This window comes from Pseudomonas sp. GB2N2, assembly GCF_054897705.1.
Map to the genome: position 1 here is coordinate 4,667,502 of NZ_CM142701.1, position 15,944 is coordinate 4,683,445.

Below are 15,944 nucleotides of genomic sequence, written 5' to 3' on the forward strand. Positions count from 1 at the left end.
ATGTCTCGCTGCTCGACCGTTTTTTTCAAGACGCTGACGGCGCTCGTGGCCGTGGTGCTGCTGGCCGGCTGCTCGTCGCTGTCGCCGTATTCCCATGTCACCAAGGTCAACCTGAAACTCACCGGCAGCGATCAGTTGAACCCCGACCTCAACGGACGTCCGTCGCCGATTGTCGTGCGCCTGTTCGAGCTCAAGCACCCGGTGACGTTCGAGAACGCCGACTTCTTCAGCCTCTACGAACGCGCCAAGGAATCCCTGGCTCCGGACCTGGTGGCCAGCGAAGAAATTGAATTGCGTCCGGGTGAAACCGTCAAGCTCAAGCTCAGCGTGGAGGAGGGCAGCCGTTATGTCGGCATCCTCGCCGCCTACCGCGACCTGCCGGAAACCAAGTGGCGGTACACGGTGCAAATTAAGCCCGTGGAAGTGACCGAGGCTGACTTGACCCTCGACCAGGCCGGAATTCGCAACAGCAATGAAACGCTCGCCAAGGCGGATGACTGATCATGAATTCCCATAAAGTCATTTGGCAGGAAGGCATGCTGCTGCGTCCGCAGCACTTCCAGCACAACGATCGCTATTACGACTACCAGATGAAAACCCGCACCCAATTGCTGGGAAGTTACACCTGGGGTTTCCTCAATCTCGACATCGATTTGCAGTTCCTCAACATGGGCAAACTGGTGCTCAGCCAGGCCTCGGGAATTCTGCCGGATGGCAGCCTGTTCGAACTCGGTGGCAGCACCGAACCGCTGGCGCTGGACGTGCCGCCGAACACCGGCAACACGCCGATTTACCTGGCGCTGCCACTGGTCACCGGCAACCACATCGAGTCGCGCCGGCCAGAGCAATCCGACGTGCTGGCGCGTTACACCGCGTACGAAGCGCAAGTGACCGATTCCAACGCCGGCGATGATTCCGCCAGCCAGGTGAGCTGCGGTCGTCCGGACTTCAAACTGTTGCTCGGCGAGCAGCAGAGCGATCAGGCCTACGTGAAGTTGAAAATATGCGACGTGCTCGACACCACGCCCGATGGCGTGATTAGCCTCGATCCGGACTTCGTGCCGACCTACATTCAGGCGCATTCCTCCAGCTATTTGCTGTCGTGCCTGAAAGAAGTGATCAGCATGCTCGGTCACCGGGGCGATACCATCGCCGAGCGCATCCGCTCCAGCGGCAAGGTCGGTGGTGCGGAAGTCGGCGATTTCATGATGCTGCAATTGATCAACCGCACTGAATTGCTGCTGCGTCACTACCTCGGACTGGAGCAGGTTCACCCGGAAGAGTTGTACCGCACGCTGCTGACCATGCTTGGTGATCTGGCGACTTTCTCCAGCGACAGTAAGCGCCCGCGCCTGTACAGCCATTACCAGCACAGCGACCAGGGCGCGAGCTTCCGCAAACTGATGGAAGCGATTCGTCAGGTGCTGTCGATGGTGCTTGAACAGCACGCCATAGAATTGGTGCTGCAAGCGCGTCAGTACGGGATCATCGTCGCCCCGTTGCATGACCACACATTGCTGGGCTCGGCCTCGTTCGTGCTCGCGGCCAGTGCTAACTGCGATTGCGAAGAACTGCGCCACCGCTTGCCGGCGCACCTCAAGGTCGGCCCGGTGGAACGCATCCGCCAACTGGTCAACCTGCACCTGCCGGGCATCAAGGTCAGACCATTGCCGGTGGCGCCGCGGCAAATTGCGTTCCACGCCAACAAAACCTATTTCATCCTCGAACTCAGTTCCGAAGACCTGGCACAACTCGAGCGCTCTGGCGGTTTCGCGTTTCACGTGTCCGGCGAATTTTCCGAGCTTGAACTGACATTCTGGGCCATCAGGAACTGACCGACATGATCAAGGACATGGAACACCCTCAGGACGATAGAACCGTCTTGCTCGACCGCCAGGGCCACGGCCCGACGCGAAGCCCGCTGACCGACTTCGCTGCACCGCCGCGTTTCGAGCAGCTCGAAGCACGGATGATCTACGCCGCGCGCCTGCGTCCGGCGGAGTCGTTCAACATCAGCCTCAATGCGTTGGTGGCCGCCGGGTCCGACCTGCTATCGGAAGTGGTGCGCCTCAAGCACAGCGCCACCCGCGAAGACCTGTACGCGCTCAACGAGCGCCTGAGCGCCGGGCTGAAACTGTTCGAAGTGCGCGCCCTGCACGACGGCACCGAAAGCAGCCAGGTCATGACCGCGCGTTATGTGCTGTGCACCGTGGTCGATGAAGCCGTCGTGACCACCGCGTGGGGAAACGAAAGCGAGTGGTCGCAGATGAGCCTGCTGAGCAGCTTCCACAACGAAACCTTCGGTGGCGAGAAGTTTTTCCAGCTGCTGGATAGCTTGTCGAAAAACCCGGTCAAGCACCTGCCGATGCTGGAGTTGATGTACCTGTGCCTGTCCCTCGGTTTCGAAGGCAAGTACCGCGTGCAAACGCGCGGCATGCTCGAACTTGAAGGCCTGCGCGACGCCTTGTATCGGCAGATTCGTCAGCTGCGCGGCGACGTACCGCGTGAGTTATCGCCGCACTGGCAAGGTTTGAACAATCAGCGCCGCAGCCTGGTGCGCATCGTGCCCGCGTGGATGGTCGTGCTGTTTACCTCGGTCTGCCTGGTGGTGATGTATTCGGGGTTCGCCTGGGTCTTGGGCGAGCAACGCGACACCGTTCTGCAACCGTATCAGCCGCTGGATTCCGCCGCGGCCCAGCCGCTGTCACAGCCGTAAACAGGGACGTTTGATGAAAAAGTTTTTCAAGACAGTCGGCGCGTTCGTGCGCCAGACCTGGGTCTGGACCTTGCTGCTGGTGCTGTTCGTCGCGCTGCTGGTGTGGTTCGTCGGGCCACTGTTAGCAGTCGATGACTACAAGTTCTGGGAGGGTTCGACCTCTCGTTTGCTGACCATCAGTGTGTTGTGCCTGGTCTGGGGCCTGAGCATGGTCTTCGTCAGCTGGCGCGCCGGGGTGCGTAACAAAGCCATCGAAGCCACTGAAGACGGTCAGGACCAGATCCGTCGCGAAGAGCAGATCGACGACGAGCAGAAAGAGCTCCGCGTGCGCTTCAAGGATGCGTTGAAAACCCTCAAGACTTCGAGCCTGTATCGCGGTCGCAGCGAGCGCTGGCGCAGTGATTTGCCGTGGTACTTGCTGATCGGCCCGCAGGGCAGCGGCAAGACCAGCCTGCTGGACTTTTCGGGCCTTGAGTTTCCGATCAACAGGATCGACCGCAAACTGACCCGCGACACCCTCGGTACCCGGCATTGCGACTGGTATTTCGCCGACCACGGCGTGCTGATCGACACCGCCGGGCGTTACCTGACCCAGACCGATGCCGCAGTCGATAGCAGTGCCTGGAGCACCTTGCTCGACCTGCTGCGCAAGCGTCGCCGCAACCGCCCGTTAAACGGCGTGCTGGTGACCATTCCCGTGGAAATGCTGGTCGGCGAAAACGAAGAGGACCTGGAACTCCTGTCCCGTCAGGTGCGTGCGCGCCTGCAAGAGGTGCATCAGACGCTGCACGTCGATGTGCCGGTCTATCTGGTGCTGAGCAAAGCGGACACGTTGCTCGGCTTCGACGAGTTCTTTGATCAACTGACCCGCGAAGAAAGCGAACAGGTGCTCGGCACCAGCTTCCGCAGAGCGCAGAGCGGCACCGACGTCACCGTGCTGCGCGCCGAGTTCGAGGAGCTGCTGCGGCGCCTGAACAGTCAGGTGATTATGCGCATGCACCAGGAGCGCGACACCCAGCGCCGTGGCCGCATCCTAGACTTCCCGCATCAGTTGGGGCAGATCGGCGAGCGTCTGTGCGTGTTCGTCGAGTTGGCGTTCTCCGGCAACCGTTACCAGCGGGCCAGCCAGTTGCGCGGTTTTTACCTGACCAGTGCACCCTACCTGACTGAAACAATGGACCCGGACGCCGCCGCTGTCGGCGCCAATTTGGGGATGAAAGCGGGTGTTCTGCCAACCCTGCGCAGTGGCCGTTCACGGTTCATTCATCATTTGCTCAGCCGGGTGATTTTCCCCGAGGCCGATTTGGCCGGTCTGGACAAGCGCGAACGCAGCCGCATCCATTGGGGCCAGCGTGCGTTGTACGTCGGCGCATTGGCGGCGCTGGGCCTTTTCGGACTGCTGTGGGCGGGTGGTTTTTCGGCCAACTACGAGCGTCTGGAAAACCTGCGAAACATCGCGCAAACCTGGACGCAACAACGCTTGGCGCTGACTGCGCGTGATGACTCCAGGGCCGTGCTCAAACCCCTCGACGCCAGCTACGCGGCGACTCAGGTCTTTCCGAAAAAGGGCGATGTTTCGTACCACGAGCGTGGCGGCCTGTATCAGGGTGAAGATGTGAATCCGGTGGTCAGGGCCGGCTACGAGCGCGAGCTTCAAACGCAGTTGCTGCCGAAGGTCTCGACCCTGCTGGAAGGGCAGATACGCGCCAACATGAAAGACCGCGAGCGCCTGCTCAACAGCTTGCGTGCGTACCTGATGCTGAACATGAAAGACCGTCGTGACGGCGCGTGGCTCAAGGATTGGGTCGCCACCGAATGGTCCCAGCGTTACGCCGGCAATACCGCGGTGCAGAACGGTTTGAACACCCACTTCGAGCGCTTGCTCAAGCAGCCGTTTATCTTCCCGCTGAACGATCAACTGGTGGCTCAGGCGCGTCAGGTATTGCGCAGCGAGTCGCTGGCCAATGTGGTTTACCGGATGCTGCGCGAGCAGGCCCGCAACCTGCCGGAGTACCGCCTGAGCCAACACCTTGGCCCGCAGGGCTCGCTGTTTGTCGGCACCGAATACGTGATCCCGGGCTTCTACACGCAGCAGGGTTATCAGCAGTATTTCTCCGTTCAGGGCGCCGCATTGGTCAGCGATATTCTGCGTGACAACTGGGTGCTGGGCGAAGGCGCGGGCATCAGCGGCATGGACTTGCGCCGTCTGATGGTCGAGCTGGAGCAACTGTACTTTCGCGACTACGCCAATTTCTGGAGCGAAGCGGTGGGTCAGGTTGCATTGCCTCCGATCAGCGATTTCAGTGAGGGCGCCGAACAACTGGCGGGCCTGACCTCGGCCAACTCGCCGGTGCTGCAACTGCTGGTGGCAGTGCGCGAGAACACGCGGTTCCCGGTGATTGCCGACAGTGCGGACGACGCCGCCGATGTGGTCGGGCGGCTGGCGGAGAAGGGTGGCACGCTCGGTAAACTGGCTGCGGCGGCTGCGGACAAAGCCGGCGACATGTCCGCTCTTGTAACAAAGCAGTTGCCCGACACTGCAAAAAAAATCCTGCAACGCCGCTTCGAAACGCTGCACCGCTTGCTGGATGACAACAACGGCCCGGCCGCTGATTTGACCCCGGCACTGGCGGCGCTCAACGACCTGCAAATGCAACTGGCGAGCCTCGCCCGTGCCAGTGCGCCGGAACAGGCCGCGTTCGACATGGCCAAGACTCGCATGAGCGGCCAGCGCGATGCGCTGAGCAACCTGCGCAATGCGTCGAACCGCCTGCCGCGGCCGGTCAGCGTGTGGTTCAACGTGCTGGCGCAAGACACCTGGCGTCTGGTGCTCAACGATTCCTACCAGTACCTGAACCAGCGCTATCAGAGCGAGCTGTACAGCTTCTATGGCAAGGCGATCAACAAGCGTTACCCGTTCACGGCCCACAGTACCAGCGACGTGGCGATCAGTGATTTCCGCGAGTTCTTCAAGGCGCAGGGGATTGCCGACCGGTTCTTCGAGAACTACATGCGTCCGTTCGTGAGTGGCGATCCGGGCAACTACCGTTTGCGCAGCATTGACGGTCACAGCATGCCGATCTCCAAGCTTTACCTTGACCAGATGGCCGCGGCCCAAGTGATTCGCCAGAGCTTCTTCTCGATCAATCCGGCCGAACCGCAAGTGCAGTTCAAACTGGAGCCGTACACCCTCGATCCGGCCGTCAGCCGTTCCGAGTTCAAGTTCGGCGACAAGACCATCGAATACCGCCACGGCCCTATCGTGCCGGTTTCGTTCAAATGGCCGACCGATGCGGATGACGGTCGTTCCAGCCTGGTCCTCGACAAGATGGCCGGCCGCCCGATCGGCATTGAAAAGAACACCGGGCCCTGGTCGCTGTTCCGTCTGTTCGACCTGATGCAGACTGAGTACCTGAGCGGTCGCGATGTGCTGGTGCTGAAGGCTGACGTGGGTGGCCTGCGCGCCAACTACTTGCTGACCAGCCAGCGCACGCCGAACCCGTTCGACATGGGCGTGCTGCGCACCTTTCGTATGCCGGTGCAGCTCTGATGCGGGTGGCCAGTGCCTGGCGCAGCGCTGCGCGTACCGACGCCGGCAAGGTGCGGGCGCGCAACGAAGATGCTTTTCTCGACTGTCCACAGCGCGGGTTGTGGGTGGTCGCGGACGGCATGGGCGGTCATCAGAGGGGCGACATCGCCAGCCAGTTAATCGTCGCCAGCCTGGCGGAATTGCCGGTGCAGAATGACTTCGACGAACGACTCAAAGGCATTCGCCAGTGTCTGCACTGGCTCAACCGCCGCTTGGGTCAGGAGTTGACCGTCACTGCGGGGCGCCCCGACAGCATCATGGGCAGCACCGTCGTGGCGCTGCTGGTGGAAGGCAATCGTGCGGCCTGCATCTGGGCCGGCGACAGCCGCTGCTATTTGCGACGTGGCCAGCGTTTGTATCAGCTGTCCAAGGACCATTCGTTGCAACAGCAACTCATCGACGAGCAGCAGATGAGCGTCGAAGACGCCCGTACCCATCCTGCCGCGCACGCCCTGACCCGTGCGGTCGGGGCGGCTGAGCAGCTGACGCTGGATGTGCTCGAACTCGAGGTCTGTCCCGGCGATGCGTTTCTGTTGTGCAGCGATGGTTTGTACAACGGGCTGAGCTCCGACGCTTTGGGCAGTGCCCTGAGCCTGACCACGCCGCACGTTGCGCTGGAGCGTCTGTTCGCCGGCGCGTTGCGCGGCTCGGCCCGGGACAACCTGACTGCCGTGGTGATCCGCCAATGACCCAACTTATGCAGCCGCTCGACGACCTGCTGATGAGCGAAGAGCAGGCCAATAACCTGACTTACTTTGCGTTCGCCAAATCACTTGAGGGTGACCCCGCTCGGGTGCCGACACGAGCCAGCGTCGGTGAGCTGCCTGATGTGCTGGCAGGCCGTTACCGCATCGAGCGTCTGCTCGGTGCCGGCGGCATGGGTGCGGTTTACCGCGCACGCGATCTGCTGAGTGAACAGTTCGGCGATCCCGACCCTTACATTGCGCTGAAAATCCTCAGCGAAGAATTTGCCGAATCGCCGGACGCCAGCGCCTTGCTCTACAGCGAGTTCGCCCTGACCCGACGCCTGCGCCACGACAACGTGCTGCGCCCGCACACCTTTGAAGTGGACACCGATTGCCAGCGCGCCTTCATCACCATGGAACTCATGCGTGGAATGACCCTGGACAAACTGCTCTGCGAACGGCCCCTCGGCCTGCCGTGGCAAGAACTGCGCGACATCGCGCTGCCGCTGCTCGACGCGCTGGCCTACGCTCACGCGCGCGGCGTGCTACACGGCGACATGAAACCCGGCAATGTGATGCTCAGCGAAGACGGCGTGCGCCTGTTCGACTTCGGTCTGGGCCAGGCCGAAGAGGGTATCTTGGCCGGTTTGCCACACCTGAGCCGCGAGCGTTTCAACGCCTGGACCCCGGGGTACGCCGCGCCGGAATTGCTTGAAGGCCAGCCGCTGTCGGCCAGTGCGGATGTGTACGGCGTGGCGTGTGTGCTCTACGAATTGGCGGGCGGCAAACATCCGTTCCGCCGCTTGCCTTCGACCCAGGCCCGCGATGAACGCTTGGATAGTGAGCTGCAAATCCCTCTGAATTTACCCAAACAGTGTTGGCCAGCCCTGCGAACGGCATTGGCATTCGATGCGGTTGACCGAACGATCACTGCCGCGCAGCTGCGAGACGCCTTCGGTGCTACTTCGTCCTGGCTGCAACGTCTGCAACTTTGGGCGTAACATTTTTTGGCTGACAACTCCCACTGTGGGAGCCGGCTTGCCGGCGATCATGTACAGCACCGCGTATTGAAGGAAATGTCCGATAGCGTCGAGCGTAGAAAGCTCAATAATCTTGCACTTTTAAACAGCGGCGTTTCGTCAATGACTTGGTAGTCATCAGCGTCAAAAAGCACGGCATCTTCTTCTAACGCTCAATGGTGGCGTTCTCGCTTTAAGCCGCTACACTGCGCCGGCCGTTCATTTTCCTTTTGAGGCTGTGCGCATGAAATTTCGTTTTCTGCTGTGGATGCTGGGTTTGTTGATGGGTAAGGCCAGTCGGACTAATCCTGCGTTCCAGCAGCAGCTGGGTGACAAGGAATTGGTGTTTCAACTACAGACCCACGACGGGAAAGTGGCGCGGCATTTCTTTGTGAAGGATCAGCGCATTACCAGCAAGTCGGGCGTGTATGCCGAGCCGGCGTTTGCGATTGCTTTTAAAGATGCGACGTATGGTTTCGCCACGATGCAGGCGAAAAACAAGCAGTTGGCGTTTATGACGGGGATTCAGGACAAGTCGATTCAGATCAAGGGCAACCCGGCGTTGGTGATCTGGTTTCAGGGGTTGACCAAGTATTTGAAGCCACGCAAGGCTAAGCCGAAGGTTTAGGTCTTTCCGTGGCTGGAATTTTTGAAGTTACTCAGCAGTTTCTAAGTGGCCTAACGGAACGGAAGTCGTCAGCTACTTTTCTGTGAGCGCCTTTCCTGAAGGTAGCGGCCTTGAAGTGCCAAGATCTCTGATTTGCTCAGAACGCCTTTTTTTGAGATTGACGAGTGGCTGTTCGATGTTATCCAGCTCGACGACGTCGCCCATTAAATGCGTAATGCTTACGGCCATGAGACTCAGGCGGTCGCGTTCAGCGGTGACCTTGTTGTCTTTGGCAATTTGCGGACTTGGCTTGCAACACTGACAGTCGCTGACTGAGTCATCTGAAAGCCCTCTGGGGTGACGTACTAGTGTTGCGCGGGGGTGGTCTGCAGACCGAGTTGAAGTCTTCGCGAGCAAGCTCCCTCCCACGGGGTTTAGTAATCCCCTGTAGGAGCGAGCCTGCTCGCGAAGGCGTTCCGACGAATGCTTCAGGCCTGGCCGAATTGCGAAGCCAGTTCGCGCAGCAGCACTTCGGCTTCGAGGACTTTGCTCACGACGTCGTTCGCTTTATCACGCGTCAGGCCGACGCGCTCGAACAACGCTTCGGGGATGTCTTCGTCCGGGCCGGAACCGATGCCGCGACCCCGCAGCAGGCGCACAGACAGGCAGACGAGGTTCGGGTACTCGGCGTAGGCGCCATCGTAGCCCGGGTCATGCTGAAAGCGCAGCGCGGTGGCCAGTTCTTCGGGCATGTCCCAGTAGCGCATCAGCCATGAGCCGATCTGTTCGCGGCTGATGCCCAGCAGGTGTTGCTCGATGTAGCTGTGGCACAGGTGCGGGTTGACCTCCAGGTGACGGCAGATCAGCGAGAAGTGCGGCGGGAACACGTGGGCCAGCAGCAAATAACCGAAGTTATGCAGCAGGCCGGCAAGGTAGGTCAGGCCGGCTTCGGGGCGCTGGGCGCGTGGCATGGCGCGGGTCAGGCCTTCAATGACGGCGGCGGTGTAGATCGATTGCTGCCAGTACGGCGTGGTGTGTTGCGGGTGGTCTTTGGGCAGGCTCAGGGTTTTGCCCAGGGCCAGGCCCAGCGCGAGGTTGATCACCAGGTCGAAACCCAGCACGCGGACGATGGCGTCCTCAACCGAACGAATCTTGCCCGGCGACGCGTAGTACGGTGACGCGGCCCAGCTCACCACTTGTGCGGCCAGGGCCGGGTCGGTTTCCACGACGCCAGTGATGTCGTCGATGGTGGCGTTGGGGTCGACGCGCAGTTTGATAATTTTCTGAGCAGTCTCGGCCAGCGGCGGAATTTCGATGGTTGCTTCCAGGCGTTGCTGGATACGGCGCGCGGTGAAGGCCTGAACGGCTTGGGTGATTTCCTTGCCGTCATCGTCGGGACGGTCGAGGTTCGGGCGGATGCTGGTCAGGTTCTCGCCGAAGTTGGCGGCGCTGGCCTTGGTCAGCATGGTCTTGAACGCTTCGCTGGTGATCTCCAGCAGCACGCCTGGCTCGCCCGAGTTGATCAACAACTTCGGTTCGCGCAGCAGGCTTTCTTCGTACAGGCACGGCGAACTGGTCAGCGCCGGCAGGCCGGGGAGCAGGCTCAGGCTGTGTTTGCCGAGCATCTTTTCCAGGCGCTCGGTCGGTACGGCAGTGAGGCGGCGGCCCGTCAGTTCAGCCAGACGATTGAGGTCGAGCAATTGGCTTTGCGGAAACAGCACCATCAGCGCGCCCACAGCGTCGTCGAGCAAAACCGCCTGCACTTTGCGCGAGGCGTTCAGGCCGTGGTGGTCGAGTACTTCTTCGTAGGCGATGCCCAGCTTGCCGAGCATCAGCCGAATAACAGACGGAGCGTGCGGGGTTTCGGGGGCGAGGGCAGCTTCAGTCATGGTCTGTATCCGTATTCAAACAATTGCAGGAGTATAACCAGCTTGCTGGAAGGCATCGTCCAGAAAGTGCGACGGTGCTCACACTTGGCCGTATTGCTGCCCATGGCGTAGCCAGCGGTCGAGCAGCGGGCTGACATGATCGGGCCAGCGTTCGAGCAGCGCCTGGGCGGCGTCGCGCACGGCGGGCAGCAGGTCGGCGTCGCGCATCAGGTCGGCGACCTTGAATTGAAGCAGGCCGGTCTGACGCGTGCCGAGCATTTCGCCGGGGCCGCGCAGTTCGAGGTCTTTTTCGGCAATGACAAAACCGTCGTTGGTTTCGCGCATGATGCCCAGACGCTGACGACCGATCTGTGACAGCGGCGGATGGTAGAGCAGCACGCAATGGCTGGCGGCGCTGCCTCGACCGACGCGGCCACGCAATTGGTGCAGCTGCGCGAGGCCGAGGCGTTCGGGGTTTTCGATGATCATCAGGCTGGCGTTCGGCACGTCGACGCCGACTTCAATCACAGTGGTCGCCACCAGCAATTGCAGGTTGCCGGCCTTGAACTCTGCCATCACGGCGGCTTTCTCGACTGGCTTCATGCGGCCGTGAATCAGCCCGACCTTTAATTCGCCGAGGGCGGCGGTGAGGTCTTCGTAAGTGGTTTCGGCGGCCTGGCAGGTCAGTTCTTCCGATTCTTCGATCAGCGTGCACACCCAATAGGCCTGACGCCCTTCGGCACAGGCGCCGCGTACCCGCGCGATCACTTCGACGCGTCGGGTGTCGGTGACCAGCACGGTGTTGACCGGGGTTCGGCCTGGCGGCAGTTCGTCGAGGATCGAGGTGTCGAGGTCGGCGTAGGCGCTCATCGCCAGCGTTCGTGGAATCGGCGTGGCGGTCATGATCAGTTGATGCGGGCACATCCGCCCGCCAACGCCTTTCTGGCGCAATGCCAGCCGCTGTTGCACGCCGAAGCGATGCTGCTCGTCGATGATCGCCAGCGCGAGGTTCTTGAACTTCACCTCGTCCTGGAACAGCGCGTGGGTGCCGACCACCATCGGTGTGCCACTGGCGATCTGCTCCAGCGCGGCCACGCGGTTCTTGCCTTTGAGCTTGCCGGCCAGCCAGGCAACTTCGATACCCAGCGGTTCGAGCCAGCGCTTGAAGGTGATGAAGTGCTGCTCGGCGAGAATTTCCGTGGGCGCCATCAAGGCGACTTGATAACCCGCTTCCAAGGCCTGGAGCGCGGCGAGCGCGGCAACCACGGTTTTACCCGCGCCCACGTCACCTTGAATCAGGCGCAGCATGGGTTCGTGCTGGCTGAGGTCGTAGGCGATTTCGTTGCCGACGCGTTGTTGAGCGCCGGTCGGTGCGAAACCCAGATTCGCCAGATACTTGGGCGGCAACTGGGTGGCTTTCGGCATCGCTGGCGCACGCAAGGAGCGCATGCTTTCGCGCAAGCGTTGTTGCGACAGTTGATGAGTCAGCAGCTCTTCGAACGCCAATCGGTGCTGCGCCCAGTGATGACCGAGGGCGAGTTCGTCGACGTCGGCATCGGCGGGCGGGTGATGCAGGTAGCGGATCGCGTCGGCCAGCGGCGCCAGTTGATAGTCGCGCGCCAATTCAGTCGGGAGCCAGTCGGGCAGGCTGGTCGGGCCGAGCATCGTAAGTGTCTGCATGCACAACTGGCGCAGGCGTTGCTGGGTCAGGCCTTCGGTCAGCGGATAGACCGGCGTCAGGGTTTCATCCACTGGCGGCGGTTCGTCGCCGGTGATGGCGCGGTATTCCGGGTGATAGATTTCCAGCCCCGACGCACCCGGCCGCGCTTCGCCGTAGCAACGAATCCGCGTGCCGCGTTTCAGGCCTTCTTTCTGCGCGTTGCTGAAGTGATAGAAGCGCAGGCTGAGCCCGCCGGTGCCGTCCTGCAAGCGCACGACCAGGCTGCGGCGGCGACCCATCACCACGTCGGTGCCGCTGACGGTGCCTTCGATGACCGCATCTTGCCCGGGTCGCAAATGGCCGATCGGGACCACGCGCGTGCGGTCCTGATAACGCAACGGCAGATGAAACAGTACGTCCTGGAGATTCTCCAGGCCGACCTTGGCCAGTTTCTCGGCCATGGCCTCGCCGACACCCTTGAGTGCCGTCACCGACACTTGCGACAACTCGGTCATGACGCCAACTTAAGCCGCAGCCACCGGCGCGGTTGGCTTGGCCACCGAGCACAGGCGAATGGAGTCCGCGAGGATTTCAATCGCCTTCGGCCGCGGAAAGCTTGCGCGCCAGGCGATGGCCACGGTGCGGAACGGTACGGGCGGTGTCAGCGGACGAACGGCGATAATGCCGGGAGCGTAATGATGACTGTCAACGGCGGACAACGGCAGGATCGAAATCCCGAGGCCGGAGGCGACCATGTGGCGGATGGTTTCCAGCGAGCTGGATTCCACCGTGGTGTGCTTGGCGCCGTCGTTGCCTTTGGCCAGTGTCGGGCAGGCTTCAAGCACTTGATCGCGGAAGCAGTGGCCTTCGCCGAGCAGCAGCAGGCTCTTGTCGTTGAGCAGGCTGGCGTCGATGGATTCTTTTTGTGTCCATGGGTGTTGTGCAGGCATCAGGACGTAGAACGGCTCGTCGTAGAGAGGCAAGGTCAGCACGTCGGCTTCGTTGAACGGCAGGGCGATGATGATCGCGTCCAGTTCGCCGTTGCGCAGCTTGTCGCGCAGGACGTGGGTGAAGTTTTCTTCGATGTACAACGGCATCTGCGGGGCGACCCGGTGCAGTTGCGGAATCAGGTGCGGAAACAGGTACGGGCCGACGGTGTAGATCGCACCGACTTTCAGCGGGGCGGTCAGCTGGTTCTTGCCGGCCTGGGCCAGTTCGCGAATACCTTGGGCCTGCTCCAGAACTTTTTGCGCCTGGGCCACGATGCCTTCGCCGACCGGGGTCAGGCGCACGGCGCTCTTGCTGCGCTCGAAAATCAGCACACCGAGTTCGTCTTCAAGCTTTTTCACGCCCACCGACAGGGTCGGCTGGCTGACGTGGCAACGCTCGGCCGCGTGGCCGAAGTGCTGCTCTTGGGCGAGGGTAACGATGTAGCGTAATTCTGTAAGAGTCATAGCGGGCGTCCATGAAGTTGCGGGCCAAGCATACCGGCTGCAATCGATAGACGCACGTTATCAGAGAGAGTGTGTTGCGCGACACCGGGCAATGCGCTGGCGGATACGCAAAAGGCACCTTTCGGTGCCTTTCTGGCTCCTACAGGGGGCTGCGTTTGGCTTAGCGGCGGCGCTCCAGCGAGTAAACAAACGGCGCAACAATTTCTATCGAGCCGTTGTTAAGCATATCGGCCGGTGGCTTGGGAAGCGGTTGGGCGCGGCGGATCATTTCCAGGGTGGCCCGGTCCAGATCGGCGTTGCCAGAGCGGCCCACCAGTTCGAACGACAGCACATTGCCTTCAGCATCCACCACGAAGCGCAGACGGTTCAAACCTTCCTTGCCCCGCGCCTGAGCACTGGCCGGGTACTTTTTGTACTTGGCTAGGTGAGCGAGCAGCGTGCCTTGCCAACTGGCCTTGGCCGCTTGCTGCGCGGGCGATGGGCCCGGTGCCGGTTGTGCGGATTTATCTGTCGGTGCCTGGGTGGGTTGCGCGTCGCTCGGTTTTTCCTCGGACGGCTTCTCTTTCGGCGGCTCCGGCTTTTTCTCCACAGGCTTGGGCGGCTGAGGCTTGGGCTTGGGCTTGGGTTTTACCGGTTTCGGCACGGCAATCTCGGCCTTCGGCGCTTCAGCCAGCTTCGGGATCGGCAACTCCTCCACCGGGGCCGGTGGTTGTGGCGGCGTTATCACCTTCGGCGGTGCCGGTGGAGGCGGGGCCGGAACCGGCGCCAATTCGACCATCATGGCCTGCGGCGGCAGCTCGAGCGGTGGGCGCGACGTCCAGTTCAACGCCAGCGCAATGGCCAGCGCATGGACGCCCAGCACCACGGCCAGGCTCCCGCCGTAACGCGTCAGCTTATGGCGCGTCGTGATCATTTCTTGACTGCCGACTCGAGTCCGACCAGGCCGACCTTCAGGTAGCCAGCCGAGCGCAGGTTGTCCATCACGCTCATCAGGTTGCCGTAGTCCACGCCTTTATCGGCCTGGAAGAAGATCGTCGTATCTTTCTTGCCTTTGGTCCGGGCGTCGAGCGTGGCGCCGAGGGCATCGGCCTTCACTTCGTCTTCGCCGAGGAACAGGCGCTGGTCAGCCTTGACGCTGAGGAATACCGGTTTCTCCGGCCGCGGCGCCGGTTTGGCGGTCGAGGCAGGCAGGTCAACCTTGATGTCCACGGTGGCCAGCGGTGCGGCCACCATGAAGATGATCAGCAGCACCAGCATCACGTCGATGAACGGCGTGACGTTGATTTCGTGGTTCTCGGCCAGATCGTCGTCTGCGCCTTCTTTCAAATGCAGGCCCATGGCCGATTACCCCACTTTCACCATGTGCGGTTGCGAGCTGCGCTCAGGCTGGTGATCGAGGTCGCGGCTGACCAGCAGCAGGACTTCTGCCGACGCGTCGGACACCTGCGCCTTGTAACCGGCAATGGAGCGGGCGAAGACGTTGTAGATCACAACGGCTGGAATCGCTGCTACCAGGCCCAGTGCGGTGGCCAGCAAGGCTTCGGCGATGCCGGGAGCTACAACGGCAAGGTTGGTGGTCTGGGTTTTGGCGATGCCGATGAAGCTGTTCATGATGCCCCACACGGTACCGAACAGGCCCACGAACGGTGCCGTGGAACCGATAGTGGCGAGCACGCCGGTGCCGCTGCTCATGTTGCGACCGCACGCTGCAACCAGACGCTCGAGACGGAAAGCCACGCGTTCCTTGATGCCTTCTTTCTCGCGGCTGTTGGTCGACAGGCGCATTTCTTCCAGCGCATCGTGCACCAGCAAGTTGGCAAGAGTGCCGGGCTTGGCGGCGGAAGCGCTGGCTTCTTTAAGGGTGGTGGCTTTTTTCAGGTGGACGATTTCAGTGCGCAGACGACGCTTGGCGCCCATCAGTTCAAAGCCCTTGGCGATCCAGATTGTCCAGGTGATGATCGATGCGATGGCCAGGCCGATCATCACGATTTTCACGATAATATCGGCGTTCTGGTACATGCCCCACGGCGACAGGTCATGAGCCATGCCCAAGGTGTTGTCGGCTTCGAGCACCTCAGGAGCGTCTTCCGCGCTAGTATCCACGGCTTGAGCGGGATCGGTGGCAGCCGGAGCAGCGTGATCGGCCGGCACAGGTGTCGCGGCAGCAGCAGCCGGGGTGGCGGGTGCCGTTGCGTCAGCGAATGCGGCGACAGGCGCGAGCATCAGGCTGAGCAGCAGGGCGGCCACCGCGCCCCAGGCGCGAGGTCGTTTGGTTGGCGAAGCGGAGAATTGATTGCGTGTCATGCTGGCCGGACCTGAGATAAAAAGACGGTAAATGTTCTTCA

Annotated in this window: 13 protein-coding genes and 1 pseudogene; 7 read left to right on the forward strand and 7 right to left on the reverse strand. The window is 61.5% G+C overall.

Features of this window, described 5'->3' with window-relative positions:
- The 7 genes from tssJ (at position 1) to ACYZT4_RS21585 (ending at position 8,638) form a co-directional block, all read left to right on the forward strand.
- On the forward strand, positions 1-501 hold the full coding sequence (tssJ, locus tag ACYZT4_RS21555) for a type VI secretion system lipoprotein TssJ (protein WP_461982874.1): 501 nt from the start codon (positions 1-3) through the stop codon (positions 499-501).
- 2 nt (positions 502-503) lie between these two features.
- Positions 504-1,835: a type VI secretion system baseplate subunit TssK gene (tssK, locus tag ACYZT4_RS21560; protein WP_461982875.1), complete on the forward strand. Its 1,332-nt coding sequence runs from the start codon at positions 504-506 to the stop codon at positions 1,833-1,835.
- A 5-nt stretch (positions 1,836-1,840) separates the two neighbouring features.
- Entirely contained in the window at positions 1,841-2,716 is an 876-nt protein-coding gene (icmH, locus tag ACYZT4_RS21565; RefSeq protein WP_461982876.1) for a type IVB secretion system protein IcmH/DotU, read from the forward strand.
- A 13-nt stretch (positions 2,717-2,729) separates the two neighbouring features.
- The gene (tssM, locus tag ACYZT4_RS21570; RefSeq protein WP_461982877.1) at positions 2,730-6,266 is read left to right on the forward strand and encodes a type VI secretion system membrane subunit TssM; all 3,537 of its coding nucleotides are present in this window, start codon (positions 2,730-2,732) and stop codon (positions 6,264-6,266) included.
- Positions 6,266-6,994, forward strand: a complete 729-nt coding sequence (locus tag ACYZT4_RS21575) for a PP2C family protein-serine/threonine phosphatase (protein ID WP_461982878.1) — start codon at positions 6,266-6,268, stop codon at positions 6,992-6,994. Before tssM ends, ACYZT4_RS21575 begins: the two co-directional genes overlap by 1 nt.
- Complete coding sequence (locus ACYZT4_RS21580) at positions 6,991-7,992, forward strand: serine/threonine-protein kinase (protein ID WP_461982879.1); 1,002 nt, start codon at positions 6,991-6,993, stop codon at positions 7,990-7,992. Before ACYZT4_RS21575 ends, ACYZT4_RS21580 begins: the two co-directional genes overlap by 4 nt.
- Before the next feature lie 262 nt (positions 7,993-8,254).
- Complete coding sequence (locus tag ACYZT4_RS21585; protein ID WP_461982880.1) at positions 8,255-8,638, forward strand: helicase; 384 nt, start codon at positions 8,255-8,257, stop codon at positions 8,636-8,638.
- Positions 8,639-8,706: 68 nt separating this feature from the next.
- On the opposite strand, the pseudogene ACYZT4_RS21590 reads toward ACYZT4_RS21585, so the two are convergent.
- From ACYZT4_RS21590 to exbB, 7 genes and pseudogenes are all read right to left on the reverse strand, one after another.
- Positions 8,707-8,958, reverse strand: a pseudogene (locus tag ACYZT4_RS21590) (hypothetical protein).
- 147 nt (positions 8,959-9,105) lie between these two features.
- Positions 9,106-10,506: an aminoacyl-tRNA deacylase and HDOD domain-containing protein gene (locus ACYZT4_RS21595; protein WP_461982881.1), complete on the reverse strand. Its 1,401-nt coding sequence runs from the start codon at positions 10,504-10,506 to the stop codon at positions 9,106-9,108.
- Between the two features lie 78 nt (positions 10,507-10,584).
- Entirely contained in the window at positions 10,585-12,660 is a 2,076-nt protein-coding gene (gene recG, locus ACYZT4_RS21600; RefSeq protein WP_461982882.1) for an ATP-dependent DNA helicase RecG, read from the reverse strand.
- Positions 12,661-12,669: 9 nt separating this feature from the next.
- Positions 12,670-13,599: a LysR substrate-binding domain-containing protein gene (locus ACYZT4_RS21605; protein ID WP_461982883.1), complete on the reverse strand. Its 930-nt coding sequence runs from the start codon at positions 13,597-13,599 to the stop codon at positions 12,670-12,672.
- Positions 13,600-13,759: 160 nt separating this feature from the next.
- Positions 13,760-14,512 carry an energy transducer TonB family protein gene (locus ACYZT4_RS21610; protein WP_461982884.1) on the reverse strand — a complete coding sequence of 251 codons (753 nt, stop codon included), beginning with the start codon at positions 14,510-14,512 and terminating at the stop codon, positions 13,760-13,762.
- Positions 14,509-14,937 (reverse strand): TonB system transport protein ExbD, encoded by a 429-nt coding sequence (gene exbD, locus ACYZT4_RS21615; protein ID WP_461982885.1) that lies wholly within the window; start codon positions 14,935-14,937, stop codon positions 14,509-14,511. The genes ACYZT4_RS21610 and exbD overlap by 4 nt, the downstream gene beginning before the upstream one ends.
- 6 nt (positions 14,938-14,943) lie before the next feature.
- On the reverse strand, positions 14,944-15,903 hold the full coding sequence (gene exbB, locus ACYZT4_RS21620; protein ID WP_461982886.1) for a tonB-system energizer ExbB: 960 nt from the start codon (positions 15,901-15,903) through the stop codon (positions 14,944-14,946).
- Between the last annotated feature and the right edge of the window lie 41 nt (positions 15,904-15,944).